Annotated in this window: 17 protein-coding genes; 15 read left to right on the plus strand and 2 right to left on the minus strand. The window is 63.9% G+C overall.

The genetic code is table 11. From position 1 onward, the window contains the following. Positions 1 to 19 precede the first annotated feature (19 nt). The 4 genes from O0879_RS20205 (at position 20) to O0879_RS20220 (ending at position 6,350) form a co-directional block, all read left to right on the plus strand. The gene (locus O0879_RS20205) at positions 20 to 1,558 is read left to right on the plus strand and encodes a lipopolysaccharide biosynthesis protein (RefSeq protein ID WP_289906151.1); all 1,539 of its coding nucleotides are present in this window, start codon (positions 20 to 22) and stop codon (positions 1,556 to 1,558) included. Continuing rightward, positions 1,551 to 2,969, plus strand: a complete 1,419-nt coding sequence (locus tag O0879_RS20210; protein ID WP_099665077.1) for an O-antigen ligase family protein — start codon at positions 1,551 to 1,553, stop codon at positions 2,967 to 2,969. The genes O0879_RS20205 and O0879_RS20210 overlap by 8 nt, the downstream gene beginning before the upstream one ends. Further along, the gene (locus tag O0879_RS20215; RefSeq protein WP_289918383.1) at positions 2,969 to 3,913 is read left to right on the plus strand and encodes a glycosyltransferase family A protein; all 945 of its coding nucleotides are present in this window, start codon (positions 2,969 to 2,971) and stop codon (positions 3,911 to 3,913) included. The genes O0879_RS20210 and O0879_RS20215 overlap by 1 nt, the downstream gene beginning before the upstream one ends. Before the next feature lie 205 nt (positions 3,914 to 4,118). Beyond that, the gene (locus O0879_RS20220; RefSeq protein WP_289918386.1) at positions 4,119 to 6,350 is read left to right on the plus strand and encodes a heparinase II/III family protein; all 2,232 of its coding nucleotides are present in this window, start codon (positions 4,119 to 4,121) and stop codon (positions 6,348 to 6,350) included. Between the two features lie 48 nt (positions 6,351 to 6,398). Here the strand turns inward: O0879_RS20220 and O0879_RS20225 are convergent, their stop codons facing one another. Then, positions 6,399 to 7,385 carry a glycosyltransferase gene (locus O0879_RS20225; RefSeq protein ID WP_289918387.1) on the minus strand — a complete coding sequence of 329 codons (987 nt, stop codon included), beginning with the start codon at positions 7,383 to 7,385 and terminating at the stop codon, positions 6,399 to 6,401. A gap of 2 nt (positions 7,386 to 7,387) precedes the next feature. Here O0879_RS20225 and O0879_RS20230 point away from each other — a divergent pair, with 2 nt between their 5' ends. From O0879_RS20230 to O0879_RS20275, 10 genes are all read left to right on the plus strand, one after another. Beyond that, on the plus strand, positions 7,388 to 7,618 hold the full coding sequence (locus O0879_RS20230; RefSeq protein ID WP_289918389.1) for a hypothetical protein: 231 nt from the start codon (positions 7,388 to 7,390) through the stop codon (positions 7,616 to 7,618). An 83-nt stretch (positions 7,619 to 7,701) separates the two neighbouring features. Next, positions 7,702 to 8,913 (plus strand): glycosyltransferase, encoded by a 1,212-nt coding sequence (locus O0879_RS20235; protein ID WP_289918391.1) that lies wholly within the window; start codon positions 7,702 to 7,704, stop codon positions 8,911 to 8,913. A 231-nt stretch (positions 8,914 to 9,144) separates the two neighbouring features. Continuing rightward, a complete protein-coding gene (locus tag O0879_RS20240) occupies positions 9,145 to 10,179 on the plus strand; it encodes a glycosyltransferase family 4 protein (RefSeq protein ID WP_289918393.1) in 1,035 nt (344 codons plus the stop codon). A gap of 26 nt (positions 10,180 to 10,205) precedes the next feature. After that, positions 10,206 to 12,074 (plus strand): asparagine synthase (glutamine-hydrolyzing), encoded by a 1,869-nt coding sequence (gene asnB, locus O0879_RS20245; protein ID WP_289918395.1) that lies wholly within the window; start codon positions 10,206 to 10,208, stop codon positions 12,072 to 12,074. A gap of 7 nt (positions 12,075 to 12,081) precedes the next feature. After that, a complete protein-coding gene (locus O0879_RS20250; protein ID WP_289918396.1) occupies positions 12,082 to 14,097 on the plus strand; it encodes an alginate lyase family protein in 2,016 nt (671 codons plus the stop codon). Beyond that, on the plus strand, positions 14,094 to 15,404 hold the full coding sequence (locus O0879_RS20255; protein ID WP_077400992.1) for a UDP-glucose/GDP-mannose dehydrogenase family protein: 1,311 nt from the start codon (positions 14,094 to 14,096) through the stop codon (positions 15,402 to 15,404). The genes O0879_RS20250 and O0879_RS20255 overlap by 4 nt, the downstream gene beginning before the upstream one ends. Next, positions 15,385 to 16,647: a glycosyltransferase family 4 protein gene (locus O0879_RS20260; protein WP_289918398.1), complete on the plus strand. Its 1,263-nt coding sequence runs from the start codon at positions 15,385 to 15,387 to the stop codon at positions 16,645 to 16,647. The genes O0879_RS20255 and O0879_RS20260 overlap by 20 nt, the downstream gene beginning before the upstream one ends. 49 nt (positions 16,648 to 16,696) lie before the next feature. Continuing rightward, positions 16,697 to 17,851 (plus strand): NDP-sugar synthase, encoded by a 1,155-nt coding sequence (locus O0879_RS20265; protein ID WP_289918400.1) that lies wholly within the window; start codon positions 16,697 to 16,699, stop codon positions 17,849 to 17,851. Positions 17,852 to 17,871: 20 nt separating this feature from the next. Then, complete coding sequence (locus O0879_RS20270; RefSeq protein ID WP_289918402.1) at positions 17,872 to 19,326, plus strand: mannose-1-phosphate guanylyltransferase/mannose-6-phosphate isomerase; 1,455 nt, start codon at positions 17,872 to 17,874, stop codon at positions 19,324 to 19,326. Between the two features lie 74 nt (positions 19,327 to 19,400). Then, positions 19,401 to 20,441, plus strand: coding sequence for a TIGR03790 family protein (locus O0879_RS20275; RefSeq protein WP_289918404.1), 1,041 nt, complete (start codon positions 19,401 to 19,403; stop codon positions 20,439 to 20,441). A gap of 65 nt (positions 20,442 to 20,506) precedes the next feature. Here O0879_RS20275 and O0879_RS20280 read toward each other — a convergent pair whose 3' ends face one another. Then, on the minus strand, positions 20,507 to 21,229 hold the full coding sequence (locus O0879_RS20280; protein WP_251350025.1) for a PEP-CTERM sorting domain-containing protein: 723 nt from the start codon (positions 21,227 to 21,229) through the stop codon (positions 20,507 to 20,509). Between O0879_RS20280 and O0879_RS20285 the strand changes: the two genes are divergently transcribed. Continuing rightward, entirely contained in the window at positions 21,228 to 21,554 is a 327-nt protein-coding gene (locus O0879_RS20285; protein WP_289913518.1) for a hypothetical protein, read from the plus strand. The genes O0879_RS20280 and O0879_RS20285 overlap by 2 nt on opposite strands. Positions 21,555 to 21,613 lie beyond the last annotated feature (59 nt).

Here is a 21,613-nt window from a genome sequence, read left to right on the forward strand (position 1 = left end):
GTGGCGGACAGCGAGAATCATGAGCAGCGACATCAACAAGAAAAGCGTCAGCGCCGTCAAGTGGGCGGCGATGGGCACGGTCCTCATGTTTGGCCTGCAGCTGGTCACGCAAGTGGTGCTGGCGCGCCTGCTGGGGCCGGAAAACTACGGCTTGTTTGCGATGGGACTGATTGTGCTGACATTTAGCAACTTTCTGGCCGATTTCGGTTTTTCCTGGGGGCTGGTGCAAAACCGCACGCTCAGCGAGGAAGACGTGCGCTTCACGGTGACGTGGCAGGCGCTGACGGGCCTGGCGGCCATGAGCTTGCTGTTTTTCATGGCGCCGTGGATCGCCGCGTACTTCAAGGAACCGCGCATCGCGCCCGTGATCGCCTGGATGAGCCTGACTTGCCTGCTGAATGCGCTGACGGCGCCGGGCAGCAGCCTGCTGCGGCGCGCCCTCGATTTCCGCTGGCTCAACATCATCCAGGTGATCAGCTATATCGTCGGCTACCTGCTGGTGGGCTTGCCGCTCGCGTATGCGGGCGCCGGCGTGTGGACCCTCGTGTGCGCCTGGCTGGGACAGGCTTCCACGGCGCTGGTGCTGACGTATGCGCGCACGCGTTTCTCGCTCAAGCCGCTGCTGTGGTACGAGGGCGCGCGGCGCTCGACGAATGTGGGCGTGACGGTGTTCGTGACGAATCTGTGCAACTGGTGCCTGAACAATATGGACCGCGTGTTCCTGGGCCGCTTCCTGAATGCCCACGCGGTGGGCGTGTATGCGGTCGGCTACAACCTGGCCAATACGCCCAACTCGCTGTTCCTGAGCGCCTTGCAGCCGGCCTTCCTGGCCACGGGCGCCAAGCTGCAGGACGACTTGCCGCGCCTGCGCGACACGTATCTGTCGGTGCTGGCGACCATCTGGATCATCATCCTGCCGCTGTTCGTGCTGCTGGCGATGACGGCGCCGGACTTGATCGGCGTGTTGTACGGCAAGGTGTGGCAAGAATCGGGCATCGTGCTGAGCATCCTGGCGCTGGCCATGCCCGCGTACATCACGTGGGGCATGTCGACGCCGATCTTGTGGAATACGGGCGGCAAGCACCTGGAAAGCCTGCTGCAGCTGCCGCTGATCGTGCTGGCCGGCGCGGCGCTGGTGCTGTGGGCGGGGCAGGGCGGGGCGGTGGTTGCCATGATCGCCGCCGGCACCTTGCTGGCGCGGGCGCTAGTGGTGGGCACGGTGGCGTGCCTGCGCCTGCAGGTGGGGCTGGGCGATCTGGCGCCGCTGGCCGCGCGCGGCCTGGCCATGGGCTTGCTGGCCGCCGCCGGCAGCTGGGGCGGCGCCATGTTGGGCAGCCTGGGCGGCAGCCATCCGCTGCCGGCATTCCTGGGCGGCGCGCTGTTCGGCGGCCTGACCCTGCTGCTGGCCGTGCTGGCCTGGCCTGAACTGCTGGGCACGCGCGCGGTGGGCATGCTTGCCCGCTTCAGCCCGCCGCTGCCGGCCAGGGTGGTCTCCTATTTGCGCGCCCGCTGTGGCGCGCGCGACAACTTACTGGATACGCGAGAACTACATGAGTGAAATACTGTTTGGCCTGTTTGCCGTGGTCGCCGCGCTGGTGGTGGTGTTCGTGATCGCCTTGAGCATCCATTGGGGCAGCAAGCGCGAGACGGGACTGGTGCCGTACGTGTTCTATCCGGTCTTCCTGTCGATCGCCGTGGCGGCCATCCTGTCGAACCGCGATGTCTCGGGCGATGAACTCCAGATGGGCATGCAGGCGCTGGCGCGGCACCCGGCCAGCTCCTGGTTTGGCCGGCTCACGTCCCTGTTCGTGATCTTTGCCTGCGGCGAGCGCATTCTGCACCGCCTGACTACGCGCGACAAGCTGCAGCCGATACCGATGCTGCTGTTCTGGGCGCTGTTCGTGTATTTCCTCAGCAATATCGTCAGTCCGGCCGTGCTGGGGCGCCATACCAATGTGTCGCATGAATACCTGTACATGTTCCTGGCCGGCTATGCGGCCTTGCTGATGACGCACAAGGAGGTCGACCTGAGCGTCATCTCGATGCGCAACGCCACCTTGCTGTTCCTGGTGCTCAGTGCCGCCGTGTTTGCCTGGAAGCCGAACATGGTCGTCAACCGGAATTACCACGGCCTGATTCCCTTCCTCAGCATCCGCTATACGGGCCTGGCCAATCACGCCAACAGCCTGGGACCGATGGTGGTGGTGTTCCTGCTGTGCCTGTGGCGCAAGCCCTATGGCTGGCGCCCGCTGAACCTGTTCGCCTGGGGCCTGGGCCTGGGCAGCCTGCTGCTGGCGCAATCGAAAACCAGCTGGATCGCCTGCTTCCTGTGCTTTGCCTGCGTCGCCTATTTCGGTTTCCGCGAACAGATCAAGGAGCGGCTGTTCGATTACCGCCGCCCGCAATTGTCGATCGTCGGCATCTTCTGCTTCATCCTGCTGTGTACGCTTGGCATGTTGTATGTGATGTTTGGCAATATCGATGCCAAGCTGGCGCACTTTGCCACCAGCAGCGAAGGCTCCGACTTGATCAGCTTGACGGGCCGCGACGTGATCTGGCAGGTGGCGTTGCAGGAATGGCACAAGAATCCCGTGTTCGGCTACGGCTTGCCGCTGTGGGATGACGCATTCCGCATCAGCATCGGCATGCCATACGCCACCCATGCGCACAGCCAGTTTTACCAGAGCCTGGCCAGCGCCGGCACCATCGGCGCCATCGGCCTGGTGCTGTATGCCATGGCGCTGCTGTATGCGTGCGCGCGCACGGCGCGGGCCAGCCAGGGCCTGTCGATGGCCTTGTTCGTCCTCATCGCCATCCGCTCGATCAGCGAAGTGCCGCTGTCGCTGACGGGCTTTGCCGCCGAGGCGATGACGCATTTGCTGCTGCTCATTATCGTGACGGCGTATTTCCCGGTGGCCGACAAGCAGGCCGTCAGGGCGCGCAAGGTGCGCGTGCCGGGGATGGCTTGATGCTGTGCTCGGTCATCGTGCCCCTGTATAACAAGGGGCCGTATATCGAAGCGGCGCTGGCCTCGGTGCTGGCGCAAACCCATGCCGACTGGGAAGTGGTGGTGGTCGATGACGGTTCCAGCGATGATGGCGCGCAGCGCGTGCGGGCTTGCGCCGATGCGCGCGTGCGCCTCGTCAGCCAGGCCAATGGCGGCGTCTCGCGCGCGCGCAACCGCGGCATCCTCGAAGCGCGCGGCGACTTGATCTGCTTTCTCGATGCGGACGACTGGTATGGCCCCGTGTATCTGGAAACCATGGTCGGCATGGCGCGCGCCTATCCGTCCGGCTCGTTTTTCGCCTGCGGCTTCGAACGCATACCGGACAGCCGCGCCGCGGCGCTCAGCTACCAGGGCGGGGCCGTGCGCGAGACGCGCCTGCTCGACGACTTTTTCGAGCGGCGCCGCCGTGGCGGACCGTTTTTCTGCACGAATTCGGTGGCCATCCGGCGCAGCGATTTGTTGCCCTTGCAACCATGCTTCCCGGAAGGCGAGTCGGCTGGCGAGGACCAGGATCTGTGGTTCCGGCTGGCCGAGCGCCTGACCCTGGTGTTTACGCCGGCACAGCTGGTGGCCTACCGTGTCGAGGTGGCCGGCAGCCTGTGCGCGATCGAGTCGGCCGATGTGCTCGCGCCCACGTTCGAACGGCTGGAACGGCGCGCCCTGGCCTGGCCGGCGGCCAATCCGGCGCGCCGTTCCGCCTTGCGGCTGGTGTCCGATGCGCGCGTCAGCGTGGCGCGCGCGGCGCTGGCGCGGGGCCGCCGGGGCGAAGCGCTGGCCGGGCTGCGCCGCGCCGCCGGCGGCGGCATGTCGCGCCACTGGTGGGTAGCCCTGGCCTTGTCTTGTTTGCTGCCGACCCGGCTCGCCGTCAAATGGCAAATGTGGCGCGAAACGCACATTAATAGCTGAGCTGCAACTAATATTAATGTTCGGAAGAATACTTTAGGTATATGCTTACAGGTATTCGCAGTGCCTTCAGCAGTGTCTTCGCCTTTTGCCCGATTTTGTACGGCGGGCCGTCCTGTGTCTCGCAAGCAGCCTCGACAGGAGGCGTATGATATGCCCCACGCAGCGGCGGTATCTTGCTCGATAGTTGATGTTAAGAAGGTAATCTATGAAATTCGCTAAATATACGCTGGTCAAAGTGGCGCTGCTGCTCGTCTGTTCAGCCTGCGGCCAGGCCCAGGCCGACTGGGCCCTGGCGACCGACCCATTGGCCGTCCGGACCTTGCCGGACAACCGCCAGATCCAGCCGCAAAATCCCCCCAGTTTTACCTGGTCGCGCCATCCGCTGTCGCCGGCGTCGTATGTCATTGAAGTCAAATTGGCGGGCACCGTGGTCAGCACCTTCACGTCGGCGCGCAACTGGTATCTGCCATCCAAGAAATTTGCGGCAGGCACCTATAGCTGGCGCGTGCGTCCCAGCACGAGCAATGAATGGTCGAGCCCGCGAACCTTTGTGATCGACGCCACGTCGAAAGTGTTCGAAGTGCCGGAAAGCAGTACCTTGCGCGCTGCCATCGTCTTGCGCCCGCGCCCGCGCGGCCTGGAGGATAACGCGACCTTTTTTGCGAGCTGGAGCGCGGCCAAGCGCGCCGACCGCTCCCAGGTGCTGACCTGGCTGAGCACCGAGGTGATACGTAATATGACGGCGATCGCGCCCGTCTCCGACGCCGAGTGGCCATTGTCTCCAGGCAAGGTGCGCACGGCCGCCAACGAGGCGCAGAATGCGCGCGTCATTTCGCGCACGAATCAGAGCGCCCGCCAGCTCGAAGCGGCCTCGCTGCTGTACCGCGTGACGGGCGAGAACCAGTATCTGGTGGAGGCGATCGCGCGCGGCGACCAGGAAGCCGCGCTCAGCCCGAACGGCGGTACCAGTTTTGTCAACCATGACCAGGGCAACCGCGCCATTGCGCAAAGCCTGATCAAGGCGGTCGACAACCTGGGCAGCGCCCTCGATGCGCCGCGCCGCGCTGCGTGGCTGGAAATGGTACGCGTTCGTACGAATGCGATGTACCTCGACCTGGCTGCGCAGACGGGGCGCCTGGACCAGTATCCCTACGATTCCCACGCCGCCAGCAATATCGGTTTCCTGACGCTGATTTCAACGCTGTCCCTGGGCGATATCCCGGAGGCGAAGGACTGGTTCGATTTCTCGTTCCGCGCCTTTGTCAGTTCCTACAGCGTGTGGAGCGGTCCGGAGGGCGGTTTTGCCAACGGCACGGCGTATGCCGAGTATGAAGCCGACTATGCGCTGCAGATCTGGCCGGCGCTTGCCTACGCGACCAAGGTCGACCTGTTCACCAAGCCCTGGGCCAGCGGCTTCCTCGATTACCTGATGCATTTCGTGCCGCCCGGTTCGCAGACCCACGTGTTTGGCGACGGGCACGAGACGCTGCCTGAAATCCGCATGATGAAGGGTTTCGCCGCGCATTTCGCCACGCCTGCCGCGGCGTGGTATTACAAGAACCTGATCCGCACCGACGATTCGCTGGCCACCTTGCAGGCGCCGTACCCGTTGCCGGTGGCGACGGTGGCCACGCCCGCGCCGCCAGGCAACTCGGCGTATTACCCCAGCATCGGCTGGGCCGCCATGCACAGCGACATCGGCAATCTGCAGCGCACCTCGGTGTATTTCAAATCGAGTCCCTACGGTTCGTTCAATCACAGCCACGGCGACCAGAACGGCTTTGTGCTGGCCAGCGCGGGCGTGCCCCTGCTGACGGAAAGCGGCTGGTACGACTGGTACGATTCGCCGCTGTGGAGTTCCTGGTACCGCCAGACCAAGGCCCACAATGCCTTGACGTTCGACAATGGCCAGGGCCAGCTGGTCGACGGCTATGAAACGACCATGGCGCGCAACGGCCGCATCACCGCCTTTGCTCCCAAGGCCACCGTCGACTATGTGGCGGGCGACGCCACGCTGGCCTACGGCGGCCAGCTGACATCGGCGCTGCGCAAGCTGTGGTTCCTGCGTACCACGGACGCCGTGGTGGTGCAGGACCAGGTGGCCTCGGCCACGCCGCGCGTGTTCGAGTGGAACTTCCATACGTATGCGCCTATCGTGGTCGACGCCGGCGGCGCCATCTCGGTGACGAATCAGGGCCGCAAGGTGTGCGTGGTGCCGGTCAGCACCGGTGCGCGTTTCGAAAAGCGCACGGGACCTCCGCCGCAGCCCGGTACCTATGAAGAGCATGGGGTGTTCATCAAGTCGGCCGCGGCGCTGAGCGGCGAATTCCTCACGGTGCTCGATGTCGGCTGCAAGAAGCCGCTGATCAAGCTGGGCAAGAGCGGTACGGCCCGCACGCTGACGGTCGGCAAGCAAGTGGTGACATTGCCGAACTGACCGCTGCTTCAAGGAAAATCCACTGTCGTTGTTGCGGCAGTGGATTTTTTAATTGGCGAGCAGAAATTGTTCGATTTCCTGGCCCGGTCCGCCGCGCTGCTCCATTTGGGCACAGGCGCGCGACACCTGCGCGGCCAAGCCTGCGCGGAAGGCGTCGTCGGACAGGGCGCGGCGCAAGCCTTCGCGCATGGCGCCGCTGTCGCCGGCGGCAACGAAGCCGGCGTAATCGCGTCCCAGGTACGCTTCGATGGCTTCGTGGCGCGTGGCGATCAGCGGTTTTCCATTGCGCAATACCCGCAGCAGCACGCTCTGGCCACAGGCTTCGCCCTGGCTTTTTAGCGGCATGGCGACCACCCGGCTGCTTGCCAGCAGCTTTTCAAACTGCGCTTCCGGCAAGTCGAGATGGACCGTGGTCTGCGCCGGGTCTTGCGCGGGGATCTGGTTTTGCGCCGACGCCACGATCACCAGGTGCGCTTCCAGCCCGTGCGCCGCATCCAGCAGCAGGTCGTAATCGCGGTTGGAAAAGCCGCCGGAGAAGATGCTGCCGTCATCTTGCCGCTGGGACGCCGTGGTGGCGCCGTCGAGATGCTGGCGCCACAGGTGGAAATGCACGGCGGCGGGTGCGATGCCGACGTTGTCGGTCAGGTTGCGCGTTTCGCCGCTGGAAAAAGTAATGAATTCCAGTCCGGGGAAATTGAGCAGGCGCCAGGCCCGGTTGATCACGTTGCGGGCCCGCGTGCCATGGATGAAACAAGCCATCACCAGCAGGCGCTGCGGGCGCGGTAGCAGACCCAGGCGTATCAGCGCCAGCACGGGCAGCGCCTGCCAGCCGACGACCAGCAGGCGGTCTTGCTGGCACCATAATTTGCGCGTGCGCAACAGCGACGGCGACAGCATGGCGGCCAGGATGGACAGTTTGCTGCGCATGTGCGCCTGCGCGTCCGGCCCGATATGCGTCACGCGCGCGCCGCCCGCCGCCAAATGCTCGACGATGTCGTGGTAGGTTCCCGCTTCCGACAGCAGCACGTGGATCATTGTTGCGCCTTATTAAAAATGAACATTATCACATTAAAACAACAGCCAGAGCCGTTCCGGCGCTCGTTGTCACACAATTAATGATTGGCAATCGACTGCATTATTACAATAGCATTAAAATGGACGTTTATGCATTGTTTCAGCGCGAGACCTGTCACGCTGCGGCCAGCTTGCCGCATGCTTGCCGTTCATCAATGGCGCAAGCTTGGTTTGATGTTGCTAATGCAATATAATTAATTATTTCGTAAGGGCATGATATGCTTCGGCGCATGGCGTATTGTATCTGCCTCAACCTTTTTTTGCCGTCGAACCGCCTATGTCCCTGAAGATTTTGCAACTGGTGCCGGAAAGCCTGCCCACGTTTCGCCCCGATGTCGCGGTACTGTTCGGCAAGTACCTGCCGCGCCACGGCGTCGAATGCGATATCGTCGGCATGCCGTCGCAACAGCCGCCGCAGGCGCAGGGTTTCCGTTCGGTGCGCCACGGGCGTTTCCTGGGCAGCCGCCTGTTGCGCGAACTGGCTTTCCAGTGGCTCTGCCTGCGCGCCCTGGCGGGTGCCCGCCGCGCCGGTTGCGATGCGATCCAGGTGCGCGACATGGTGCCCACGGGTCTGCTCGCCTTGCTGGTGGCGCGCCTGAAGGGCATACCGTTCTATTACTGGGTGTCATACCTGATCAGCGAGGGACGCATCGAACGGGCGCGCAGCAGCCTGGCGCAGCGCCCTACCTTGCGCGCGCGCCTGGTGCTGTGCAAGGGCTTGCTCGAACAATGGTTGTTGTACCGCATTGTGTTGCCGCGCGCCAATCATGTGTTCGTGCAAAGCGACGCGATGCTGCGCATGATGCAGGCGCGCGGCATCGCGGCGCAGCGCCTCACTGCCGTGCCCATGGGGGTCGACATGGAAGTGTTGCAGGCGCAAGCCATCGCGCCCGTCCGGCCGGAGGGCTGGGAGGAGGTGCCCTTGCTGGCCTACCTGGGCACGCTCGACCAGTCGCGCCAGCTGGAACGCTTGCTGGACGCCTTGCTGATCGTGCGCCAGCGCATCCCCGCGGCCTGTCTGTTGCTGATCGGCGCTTCCGATACGCCATCCGACGTCGATGACTTGCTTGCCTATGCGCAGCGCGCCGGCCTGGCCGGGGCCGTGTGCGTGACGGGCTGGCTGCCCTCGGACCAGGCCTGGCCCCTGCTGGCCGGGGCCGATGCCGCGCTGTCGTATATTCCCCGTGGCGCACTGTTCGACGTCAGCTCGCCCACCAAGCTGCTCGAATACCTGGCCTTGCGCATGCCGGCCGTGGGCAATGACAGCCCGGACCAGGCTGAAGTGCTGACGGCCAGCGGCGCTGGCTGGCTGACGGCCAGCGAACCGGCCGCCATGGCCGCGGCGATGGCGGCCATCTTGTCCGATGTGCCCGCAGCGCGCGCCCGCGCCCAGGCCGGCGTCGCCTATATCGAGGCGCGGCGCAGCTACCGCGTGCTGGCGCAGGCACTGGCGCAGCGCTACCTGGATCTGGCCGGCGCGCGCCGTTGATGCCCGTGGCTGGAAGCGCAGGCAAGAAGTTGTTGCCGAACACGTAAACGGCGCTCAGAATGCACCATGGGTGGTGTTCCCTGGAAGAAAATTGTTGTAGATGTTAGCGCAATGCAGCAAATATATTTGTCTTCGCGTCTAAATTACAAAAGTACAACATATAATACCAATATGACTACGATAATGCTGCTAGGACCTGCACTTAATGCGGTGAGCGGGGTAACCACCCATTTGAATCAACTATTTCACAGTTCTTTGTCGCAAGACTACAAGCTCGTGCACTTCCAGGTCGGCAGCGAGGGCCGCAACGAGTCGCGCCTGCACAAGCTGCTGCGTTTCGCCTGGAGCCCCGTGCAGTTCGTGCAGGCCATGCGCAAGCAGCGCCCGCAGATCGTGCATATCAACACGTCCATGGAGTGGCGCAGCTATTGGCGCGACATCGTGTATCTGCTGCTGGCCAAGGCCATGGGCAAGCGCGTCGTGTACCAGGTGCATGGCGGCGCCTTGCCGCAGGTGTTTTTCAACGGCAAGCCATTGCTGACGGGTTTGCTGCGGCGCGTGTTGCGCGCTGCCGATGTGGTGGTGTTGCTGGCGCAATGCGAACTGCAGGGCTATCGCGATTTCGATCCGGCGCTGGCGCTCGACGTGATACCCAACGCCATCGATGCGGGCAGCGACCCCGGCGACAGGCCGCTCGTGCCGCAGCGTCCGCTGTCACTCGTGTACGTGGGGCGCCTGGCGGAAAGCAAGGGTCTGTTCGACTTGCTCGAAGGGCTGCGCCTGGCGCGCGCCGCAGGCGTGCAAGCCACGCTGGCGCTGGCCGGCAGCGGCCCCCAGGAAGCGGCGCTGCGCGAGCGCGTCGCCGGGCTCGGCTTGCAAGAGGCGGTGCGCTTTCTCGGCCCCGTCTTTGGCGCGGAAAAGGAAGCCGTGTGGCGCCAGGCCGACCTGTTCGGTTTTCCCACCTTGCACCAGGAAGGCTTGCCGTATGCGTTGCTGGAAAGCATGGCCGCGCGCACGCCCGTCCTGGTGTGCCCCGTGGGCGCGATTGCCGACGTGATGCAGGATGGCGTGCATGGCGTGTTCTTGCCGCGGCGCAATCCCCAGGCGCTGGCGGACGCCATCGCGCGCCTCGACGGCGACCGCGCCCTGTTGCTGCGCATGGGGCAAGCGTGCCGCGAGCGCATCGAAAGCGCCTATACGGTCGAGCGCCTGGCGCAGGATTTTCGCCGCGTCTACCGCGCCTTGCTGGCGCCGCCGGCAGTCTAGCCGACCCCTTTTTTAAGCGAGCCTATATGTGCGGTATTGCCGGTTTGATCTTCCCCTCGTCCGTCGCCGGCTTGCCCGCGGCGCTCGACGCCATGGGGCGCGCCATCGCGCACCGCGGTCCCGATGACACGGGCGTGCTCAACGCAGCCACGGCCGACGGCGCCTGGCAGGTGGGCTTGCTGCACCGCCGCCTGTCCATCATCGACATCGCCACGGGCCACCAGCCGCTGGGCAATGAGACGGGCGATGTGCAAATCATCTTCAATGGCGAAATCTACAATTTCCAGCCCCTGCGCGACGAATTGATCGCGCTGGGCCATCATTTCCGCACGGCATCCGACACGGAAACTATCGTGCATGCCTACGTGCAATGGGGCGAGGAATGCGTGCAGCATTTCCGCGGCATGTTTGCGTTTGCCATCTGGGATGCGCGCAACGACCGCCTGTTCATGGCGCGCGACCCGTTCGGCAAGAAACCCCTGTTCCTGTGGCAGCACGAGGGAAAACTGGCTTTCGGCTCGGAAATCAAGGCGCTGCTGGCCTTGCCGGACGTGGCGCCGCAAGCGGACGAGGCCGCCATCTGGGATTATTTCGCCTACCGCTACGTGCCGGGCCCGGCCACCTTGTTCCAGGGCATCCGCAAGCTGGCGCCCGGTTCCACGGCCACGTGGGAAAACGGCGTGCTGCGCGAGCGCGTGTATTACACGCCGCCCGACAGCCGGCCCCGCCTGGCGGCCCCGCTGCCGGCCGACCCCGTCGCCACCTTCCTCGACAAGCTCGATGAATCGGTGCGCATCCGCATGATTTCCGACGTGCCCTTCGGCGCCTTCCTGTCCGGCGGCATCGATTCGTCGGCCGTCGTGGCGCTGATGTCGCGCCATGCGGGCGTGCCCGTGAAGACTTTTTCCGTCGGCTTCAAGGAGGGCGGCTTCAGCGAGCTGGCGTATGCAGCCGATATCGCCCGGCAATTTTCCACGGAACACCATGAGCTGGAAGTGTCCGTCGACCAGGTCATCGCCTTGCTGCCCGACCTCGTGCGCTTCCGCGATGCTCCCGTGGCCGAACCGTCCGACATTCCCATCTACCTGCTGGCGAAGGAATCGCGCAAGACGGTCAAGATGGTCTTGACGGGCGAAGGTTCCGATGAAATCCTCGGCGGCTACCCCAAGCACGTGTACGAGCGCTATGCGGGCAACTACCAGATGCTGCCGGGCCTGCTGCGCCGGGGCTTGATCGAGCCGGCCATCGGCGCCTTGCCGTATCGTTTCCGCCGCGCCAAGACGGCCATCGTCAACCTGGGCCTGGAAGCGTTCCACGAACGCATGCCGCGCTGGTTCGGCATGATGTCCGACCAAGAACGCGCGCGCCTGGTGGCCATGCCGGCGCCGGCGCGCCAGCGCGATCCTTCGCTGGGCTGCGGCAGCGCCGGCAACAGCGCCTTGCGCCGCATCCTGTGCTTCGACCAGCTGAGCTGGCTGCCCGACAACCTGCTCGAGCGGGGCGACCGCATGACCATGGCCGCGTCGCTGGAAGCGCGCATGCCCTTCATGGACCACGAACTGGCGGCGTATGTGGCTAGCCTGCCGGACGAGTACCGCGTGCGCGGCCGCACCACCAAGTGGATCTTGCGCGAAGCCATGAAGCAACTGTTGCCGCAAGCTATCTTGGAGCGGCCGAAAGTGGGCTTCCGCGTGCCCGTCAACGAATGGTTCCGCGGCCCCATGAAGGATTACCTGTACGAACACTTGACGGGCGCCGAGTCGCGCACGCGCCACTATTACCATACACAAGCCCTGCATCAGGTGCTGGCCGAACACGTGGCCGGACGGCAAAACCACGAGAAACTGCTGTGGAGCTTGCTCACCCTGGAAATCTGGCACCGCCAGTATCTGTGAGACGTCCATGCTGAGCAACCTGTCCTGGAAACTGAACCGCTTGCGCGCCATGGGGGCGCCCGAGGTGGCGCATCGCGTGCGTGATGCCTTGCAGCAACGGCTGCAGGCGCGCGGCTATGGCCTGGCGCAGGTGCCGCCGCCCGCCGTGCGCCAGCGTTTCGGCGCGCCATGGCTGGGCATGCCCATCGACACGGCGCCGCACCTGGCGGCGGCCGAGCGCATCCTCGCGGGCCGCTTCGATGTGTTCGCCCTGCGCGATGCGGAGCTGGGTTTCCCGCCGCAATGGAACCGCGATCCGAAGACGGGCACCGTCGTGCCCTTGGATTTTGGCAAGACCCTCAATTACCGCGATGAAACCGTGGTGGGCGATATCAAATGCCTGTGGGAACCGAACCGCCACCTGGCCGTGGCCGACCTGGCGATGGCCTACCGCCTCGGCGGCGACTTGCGCCATGCGCAAGGTGTACAAGTCCTGCTCGAATCGTGGTGGCAGCAATGTCCATATCCGCTGGGGCCGAACTGGAGCAGCGCGCTGGAACTGGCCTTGCGCCTGGTCAGCTGGTCGCATGCGTGGCACTTGCTCGGAGGCATTAACAGCCCCCTGTTCCAGGGCGCGCAGGGGCAAGCCTTCCTGCAGCGCTGGCTCGACAGCATCTACCAGCATTGCCACTTCATCGCCGGACACTTTTCGCGCCACTCGTCGGCCAACAACCACCTGTTTGGCGAATTGACGGGCTTGCATATCGCCGCGCTCACATGGCCTTGCTGGCCGGAAAGTGCCGGCTGGCTGGCGCAGACGGAACGCGAGCTGGAAGCGCAGGCGCTGCAGCAGAACGGCCCGGATGGCGTGAACCGCGAGCAAGCCATTTATTACCAGCACACGGTGGCCGATGAAATGCTGCTGTGCGTGCTGGCGGGCCGCGCCAATGGCCGGCCCCGCTCGGCCGCCTTTTTGCGGCGCCTGGAAGCCATGCTGGAATTTATCGCCGGCATGACGAACGTGGCGGGCGAGGTGCCGATGCTCGGCGACGCCGACGACGCGTTGCTGGCGCACTGGGACAAGGCACCGGGCGCCAATCCCTATACGTCGCTGCTGGCCAGCGGCGCGGCCCTGTTCGGCCGCGCGGACTTCAAGGCCAAGGCGCGCACGTTCGACGAGAAAAGCGCCTGGCTGCTGGGCGAGGCGGGGAGCCAGGCGTTTGACGCCTTGCCGGACGCTGCGCCCGATACCTTGCCGCGCGCCTTCCCCGATGGCGGCTATTACGTGATGGGCGCCGGCTTTGGCACGCCCGACGAAGTGCGTCTGATTGCCGATGCCGGCCCGCTGGGCTACCTGGGCATCGCCGCGCACGGCCACGCCGATGCGCTGGCGCTGACCTTGTCCGTGGCGGGCCAGATGGTGCTGGTCGATCCGGGCACCTATGCCTACCATACGCACAAGCAGTGGCGCGATTATTTCCGCGGCACCAGCGCGCACAACACCGTGCGCATCGATGGCCGCGACCAGTCCGAGTCGGGCGGCAACTTCCTGTGGCTGCGCAAGGCCAGGGCCGAGTGCCTGGCGTGGCGTGACGATGCCGATGGGCAATTCTGGAGCGCCAGCCATGACGGCTACCTGGGCTTGAAAGATGGCGTGCTGCACCGGCGCGACGTGCGCGTGGCGCCCGGCGCCGCGCTGATCGTGGTCGATGACGTGCTCGAATGCCAGGGCGCGCATGAGGTGGAATTGTTCTGGCACTTTGATCCCCGCTGCCGCGTGCAGCTGGATGGCCAGGTGCTGCGCGTGGCGGGTGACGCCTTCGCGCTGGAGATGCATTTACCGCCGTTGCCGGATGCTTCCGTGCAACTGGTGTGCGGCAGCGACCATCCGCCGCTGGGCTGGATTTCGCACCGCTTCGATGAAAAACAGGCTGCGCCTGTGTTGGTCTGGCGCGGGCGGCTGCAAGGCGCAGCCACCTTGCGCACGGAGTTTCACCTGAGTTTGGCTACCCCTGATCTGTCAGAAAATACGAGGAAAACATGAAAATTAGCATATTTGGTTTGGGTTATGTGGGTGCCGTCTCGGCTGGTTGCCTGGCAACGGATGGACACGAAGTCATCGGCGTCGATCCGAACAGGACCAAGGTGGAGCTGATCAACCAGGGCACCACGCCCATCATTGAAAAAGACATCGGCGAAATGATCGCTGCCACCGTGAAGAGCGGCCATTTGCGCGCCACCTTCGACGTGCGCGACGCCGTCTTCGGTTCGGACATGTCGCTCATCTGCGTGGGCACGCCGTCGCAGCTCAATGGCAACCTGGACCTGAGCCACGTGCGCAAGGTGTGCCAGGAAATCGGCGCCGCCATCCGTGAAAAGGATACCTTCCACGTCGTCGTGGCGCGCTCGACCATGCTGCCCGGCTCCATGCGTTCGCTCGTCATCCCGACCCTGGAAGCGGCGTCGGGCAAGGTGGCTGGCGTCGATTTCGGCGTGTGCAACAACCCGGAATTCTTGCGCGAAGGCACGGCCGTCTACGATTACTACAATCCGCCGAAGACGGTGATTGGCGAATCCGACGAAAAGGCCGGCGCGCTGCTGGTGCAGCTGTATGAAAAGATGGATGCGCCGCTGGTGCGCACGGACGTGGAAACGGCCGAGATGGTCAAGTACACGGACAACACCTGGCACGCCGTGAAAGTGGCGTTCGCGAATGAAATCGGCAACATCTGCAAGGCCGTCGGCATCGATGGCCACAAGGTGATGGAAATCTTTTGCCAGGACACCAAGCTGAACCTGTCGCCGTACTACATGAAGCCGGGCTTCGCCTTCGGCGGTTCTTGCCTGCCGAAAGACGTGCGCGCGCTGACCTACAAGGCGCGCAGCCTGGACCTCGATTTGCCCTTGCTGAACTCTATCCTGCCATCGAACCAGCGGCAAGTGGAAAAGGGCATCAAGATGATCGTCGACAAAGGTGCGCGCAAGGTGGGCATCCTGGGCTTCTCGTTCAAGGCCGGCACGGATGACTTGCGCGAATCGCCGCTGGTCGATGTCATCGAGTATCTGCTGGGCAAGGGCTACGAGCTCAAGCTGTACGACAAGAACGTCAACCTGGCCGCCTTGACGGGCGCCAACCAGGATTACATCCTCAACCATATCCCGCACATTTCCAAGCTGATGGTGACGAATATGCAGGACGTGCTCGATTTTGCCGACACCATCGTCATCGGCAATGGCGCGGCCGAATTCAAGACCGTGCCCGCCAGCCTGCAGCCGCACCAGCACATCGTCGACCTGGTGCGCATCAGCAAAGAACAAAGTGGAGAGCAATATGACGGCATCTGCTGGTAACACCGTGGCAGGACAGCCGCGCCGGGTGCTGATCCTCGTGGAAAACCTGCCGTCGCCGTTCGACCGGCGCGTGTGGCAGGAAGCGACCACCCTGCATGCGAACGGCTATGAAGTGTCGATCATCTGTCCGACGGGCAAGGGCTACGAGTCGCGCTATGAAGCCATCGACGGCATCCATATCTACCGCTACCACCTGCCGCTGGAAGCGGAAGGGGCGAAGGGCTACCTGGTCGAGTATTCGCTGGCGCTGTTCCACACTTTCCGCCTGGCATGGAAAGTGCATTTCGCGCGCGGTTTCGACGTCATCCACGCCTGCAATCCGCCCGATCTGCTGTTCCTCATCGGCGGCTTCTTCAAGTTGACGATGGGCAAGCGTTTCCTGTTTGACCACCATGACATCAATCCGGAGCTGTACGAAGCCAAGTTCGGCCGGCGCGATTTCTTTTATAAACTGATGGTGCTGTTCGAGCGCTGGTCGTTCCAGAGCGCTGACGTGTCGATCGCCACCAACGAGTCGTACAAGAAGATCGCCATCGAGCGGGGCGGCATGAAGCCCGAGGATGTCTACGTGGTGCGCAGCGGACCCAAGCTGGACCGCCTGCGCGTGCTGCCGCCCGTGGCGGAACTCAAGAAGGGGCGCGCCTACCTGGTCGGCTACGTGGGCGTGATGGGTGCGCAGGAAGGCATCGACCTGCTGCTGCAGGCGGCGCAATACATCGTGCAAACCCTGAAGCGCGAAGATGTGCAGTTCGGCCTGGTGGGCGGCGGCACCTCGCTGGAACAGATGAAGCAGATGGCGCAGGACCTGGGCATTGCCGACTACGTGACGTTTACGGGGCGCGTGCCGGACCAGCAATTGCTGGAAATGCTCAATACGTCCGATGTGTGCGTGAATCCGGACGTGGCCAACGACATGAACGACAAGTCGACCATGAACAAGATCATGGAATACATGGCGCTGGGCAAACCGATCGTGCAGTTTGATCTGGTCGAGGGCAAGGTTTCCGCGCAACAGGCATCCTTGTATGCATTGAAGAACGATCCCATCGACATGGCGCGCAAGATCGTCGAATTGCTGGACGACCCGGCCCGCCGCGAGCAGATGGGGGCGTTTGGCCGCCATCGCGTGATCAACGAACTGGAGTGGGAATATGAAGCGCCGAAGCTGCTGGCCGCCTATGCGCGCCTGTTTCCCGCCGCCGCGCCCGCCGCTCCCGTGACCTTGAGCAAGGATGGCCGCTGAAGTGCGCCGCCTGACCAGCCATCCCCAACCCTGATGGAGCAGTTTGACGATGAAAGCGATGATATTGGCAGCAGGCAAGGGCACGCGCGTGCAGCCCCTGACCTATGATTTGCCCAAGCCGATGATCCCCATCCTGGGCAAACCCGTGATGGCTTACCTGGTGGAACACCTGGCGCAGCATGGCGTGACCGACATCATGGTCAACGTCAGTTACCTGCATGAAAAGATCGAGGAGTATTTCGGCGAAGGCCACCAGTTCGGCGTGCGCATCGGCTATTCCTTCGAAGGCTATACGAACGATGCGGGCGAGGTCGTGCCGCAACCGCTCGGCTCGGCTGGGGGCATGAAGAAGATCCAGGAGTTCGGCGGCTTTTTCGACGATACGACGATCGTGCTGTGCGGCGACGCCTTGATCGACCTCGACCTGGCAGCGGCCCTGCGCGAGCACCGCAGCAAGGGCGCGCTGGCGTCCGTCATCACCCTGGAAGTGCCGTGGGACAAGGTGTCGAGCTATGGCGTGGTGGTCAGCGATGCCGACGGGCGCGTGCGCGCCTTCCAGGAAAAGCCGGCGCAGGCCGATGCGCTGTCCAATTGCGTCAGCACCGGCATCTACCTGTTCGAGCCGGCCGTGCTGGACCTGATTCCCGCCGGCCAGCCCTTCGATATCGGCTCGGAACTGTTTCCCCTGCTGGTCGCGCAAGGCTTGCCCTTCCATGCGCAAAAACGCCAGTACAACTGGATCGACATCGGCAGCATCAAGGATTACTGGGAAGTGCTGCAAAGCGTGTTGATGGGAAAAGTGGCCCATTTGCACGTGCCTGGCACCCAGATCGCCGATGGGGTGTGGGCCGGCCTGAACACGAGCATCGACTGGAGCGGCGGCACGCGCATCGAAGGCCCCGTCTACATCGGTTCGGGTTGCCGCATCGAAGCGGGCACGACCATCATCGGGCCGGCCTGGATCGGCCATGGCAGCCACGTCTGCGGCGGCGCCGAAGTGGTGCGCAGCGTGCTGTTCGAGTACACGCGCGTGCTGCCTGGCGTGGTGCTTGATGAAATGATCGTCTTCAAGGATTATAGTGTCGACCGTGCCGGCCAGATGCGCCATGTCTCCGACTATGAAAAAGATGCCTGGGGCAATGCGCGCGACCGGCGCAGCCTGCGCCGCGACGAAACGCCGCCGGCCCTGTATGCTGCCCAATAAACTGTTTGCGAAGTGAAACCATGAAAATTTATCCAGTCATCCTGTCCGGCGGTTCGGGCACCCGTTTATGGCCGCTGTCGCGCGCCGTGTTGCCCAAGCAACTGTTACCGCTGGTAACGGACAAGACCATGTTGCAGGAAACGGCGTTGCGCGTGACCAGCCTTCCCAACCGCCGTGCAGGCGATAGCGGACTGGCCGGTTTCGACGTCATGCCGCCGCTGGTGGTGTGCGGCAACGAGCACCGCTTCATGGTGGCCGAGCAGCTGCGCGAGATCGGCTTGCCGCCGCTGGGCATCTTGCTTGAGCCCGTGGGGCGCAATACGGCGCCGGCCGTGGCCGTGGCCGCGCAATTCCTGCTGGCCATCGACCCGCAGGCGCTGATGCTGGTCTTGCCGGCCGACCATGTCATCACCGACGTGGCCGCGTTTCACCAGGCGATCGCCGAGGCGGCGCTGCTGGCGGCCGATGGCGCGCTGGCCACCTTCGGCATCGTGCCGACGGCGCCGGAAACGGGCTATGGCTACATCCGCAGCGGCGCGCCCGTCAATCCGGGCGCCGCGGGCTGCAAGGTCGAGCGTTTCGTGGAAAAGCCGGACCTGGCCACGGCGCAGTCGTTCCTTGCCGCCGGTAATTATTTCTGGAACAGCGGCATGTTCATGTTCCGCGCCGAACGCTATCTGGGCGAACTGGGACAATTCCAGCCCGCCATGCTGGCCGCCTGCGAAACGGCCATGCGCGACGGCTACCGCGACCTCGATTTCTGCCGCCTGCAAGAGCAGGCCTTTGCCGCCTGCCCATCCGATTCGATCGACTATGCCGTCATGGAGCATACGGCGCATGCGGTGGTGTTGCCGGCCGCCATAGGCTGGAGCGATGTCGGTTCCTGGTCGGCCCTGTGGGAAGTGCAGCAGGGCGATGCCAACGGCAACGTGGTGCGCGGCGACGTGTATCTCGATGGCGTGAGCAATTGCCTGGTGCGCGCCGAGCGCCGCATGGTGGCCGTGCTGGGCGTGCAGGATCTGGTCGTGGTGGAAACGGACGATGCGGTATTGATCGCGCACAAGGACCAGGTGCAGCGCGTGAAACAGGTGGTCGACCACCTGAAGCAGGCGGGGCGCAGCGAACACGTGCAGCACCGCAAGGTGTACCGCCCGTGGGGCAGTTATGAAGGCATCGATATCGGCGAGCGCTTCCAGGTCAAGCGCATCACCGTCAATCCGGGCGGCAAGCTGTCCCTGCAGATGCACCATCACCGCGCCGAACACTGGGTGGTGGTCAGCGGCACGGCGCAAGTCACGTGCGGCGAGAAGGTGACCTTGCTGACGGAAAACGAATCGACGTATATTCCCATCGGCATGACGCACCGCCTGGAAAACCCGGGCAAGCTGCCCTTGCACCTGATCGAAGTGCAGTCGGGCAGCTACCTGGGCGAAGACGACATCGTGCGCCTGGAGGATGTCTACCAGCGCGCCTGATGGCGTTCTCATCGCAGGGCAGCCGCGCCCCTGGCCGGCTGCCTCCGATCCCTCACTTACCGGTGTACCGACCCTTGCGCAACTTCCTTTGTCTCTCGCTGGCGCTGGCCGCCGGCGCCGCCCATGCCGACGCGCCAGCCGCCGCTGCCGCAGCCGCAGCGCCGCCCGGCTTGCAGGCGTCGCAGCTGGCCATCGTCATCAACGACGCCGAACCCAACAGTGTCGAGGTGGGCGAGTATTACCGCAAGGCGCACGGTATTCCTGCCGCGAATGTGGCGCACGTGAATATTCCCAACCGCCCCCGCAAGCTCAGCATCGACCAGTTCGCGCAGTTGAAGGAGCGCATCAATGCGCAGCTGAAACCCGAGATCCAGGCCGTGCTGATGGTGTGGAGCGCGCCGTATGCCGTCGAATGCAATGCCATCACCGCCGCCTTCACCCTCGGATATGACGGGGATCAATGCGCGAAGACGTGCGATCCCGGCAAGCCCAGCAAGTATTTCAACAGCGAGGCGGCGCAGCCCTACACGCAGCTGGGCTTGCGCCTGTCGATGCTGCTGCCTGTCGATTTCGTGGAAGAGGCCAAGGCCGTGGTGGACCGCGGCGCCGTCAGCGGCTTTTCCGTGCCGGCCGCCAGCGCCTATTATTTGACCACCAGCGACGCGGTGCGCAACAGCCGGGCCGGTTTCTTTCCACCCGCTGGCGTCGTGCGCCAGCGCAAGCTGACCGTCAAGAACCTCAAGGCGGACAGCCTGGAAGGGGCGCAAGACATCATGGTGTACCAGACGGGGCAGGCCAAGGTGGCCAAGCTGGAAACCCTGCATTTCCTTCCCGGCGCCCTGGCCGACCACCTGACCTCGTTTGGCGGCGACTTGCAGGGCAGTAGCCAGATGAGCAGCCAGCGCTGGCTGGAGGCGGGCGCGACGGCCAGCTATGGCACCGTCAGCGAACCGTGCAGTTATTGGCAAAAGTTTCCCAATCCGACCGTGCTGCTGCGCCGCTACCTGTCCGGCAGCACGGCGCTGGAAGCGTACTGGGGCAGCGTGCTGTGGCCGGCCCAGGGCCTGTTCATCGGCGATCCGCTGGCGGCGCCGTATGCGGGTTTCCGGCGCTGAAACCGGATTTTTCCAGACAATAAAAAAGGCCCTTGCGGGCCTTTTTTCATGGTGCAGCGTGACGGTTACTTGCTTTTGCGGCGGCGCGCCAGGGCGACGAGGCCCAGTCCGGCCAGCAGCATGGCATAGGTTTCCGGTTCCGGCACGGCCGGGATTTCCGGCGTCACGGGGAGGATGCTGCCGCCCGTGAAGCCGCCACCCGAACCGCCGCCGCCGACACCGTTGCTGCCTGTGGGCAAGTTTTCGCCCAGCGACGACGAAACGATCAAGGGCGCCTGGGTGTCGCCGCTGCGCGCCTGATACGAACGGCCCGGGCCACGGTAGCCGGCCGCGTCATCGAAAGGACGGTTTTCTTCGGCGGCCACGAAGTCGCGCGTGATAAAGCTGAAGTCGCGGTCGTCGCTGGCACGCACCTTGCGCGGTTCGCCGGCACCGGCACCGTCAGGCAACTGGCGCGCGGTCAGGCGGTGATTATTCTCGGCCGATGACGAATTGCGGAATTCCTGGTCGGACACGATGCCGTCAAATTCCGGCGTCTTGTTCGAGCCGTCGTTGGTGCGCGTGCCGGAGCCGATGAAGCCATTGGCCAGGCTGCAGGCGCTGTAGGTGCCGTCCAGGTTGGCGTCTTTCGTATTGCCATTCGCCGATTGCGTGCTGGCCTGGCAATTCTTTTCATTCTTTTGCGCAGGCGCGGCCGTTTGTGCCTGGGCGCTGGCGCCGAAGAACATCAAGGCCGCGGCCAGCAGCAAGGGACGGGAAGAGGCTGGCGTGAAAATTGGTGTTGGCATGATCGATCTCTCAAAAAGCATGGAAGGGTGCGCCGCCGGGCGCGTGTGTCCGCATGCGATTGTTGCCGCTCCCGTCCAGGCTACTGTTGCGAGCAAGGCAGGGAGTGCGTTTCAAGGTCAGGCATGGATGGGGCCTGCACTACTGGGTCTGGTGTTGCCGTTCAATTCCTTGTCAGGAACTAAACTTATTTGTTTGAATTATATCATATTGTACAGCGGCATAACGACCTGGCTTGCTTTGTACAGCCTGGCGTTGTTGAAAGGATACTTTCGGCAGGCGGCCGCCAGCCTGGATCCGCGCTGCGCATTACTCCGTTCAGCTTAATGAAATGTCATCAACTCGTCATGCACACTGTTTAGTATGCAAATCATAAGTTCGTCATC

The organism is Janthinobacterium sp. SUN120, assembly GCF_030397735.1.
In the GTDB taxonomy this organism is placed as follows: domain Bacteria; phylum Pseudomonadota; class Gammaproteobacteria; order Burkholderiales; family Burkholderiaceae_D; genus Janthinobacterium; species Janthinobacterium kumbetense.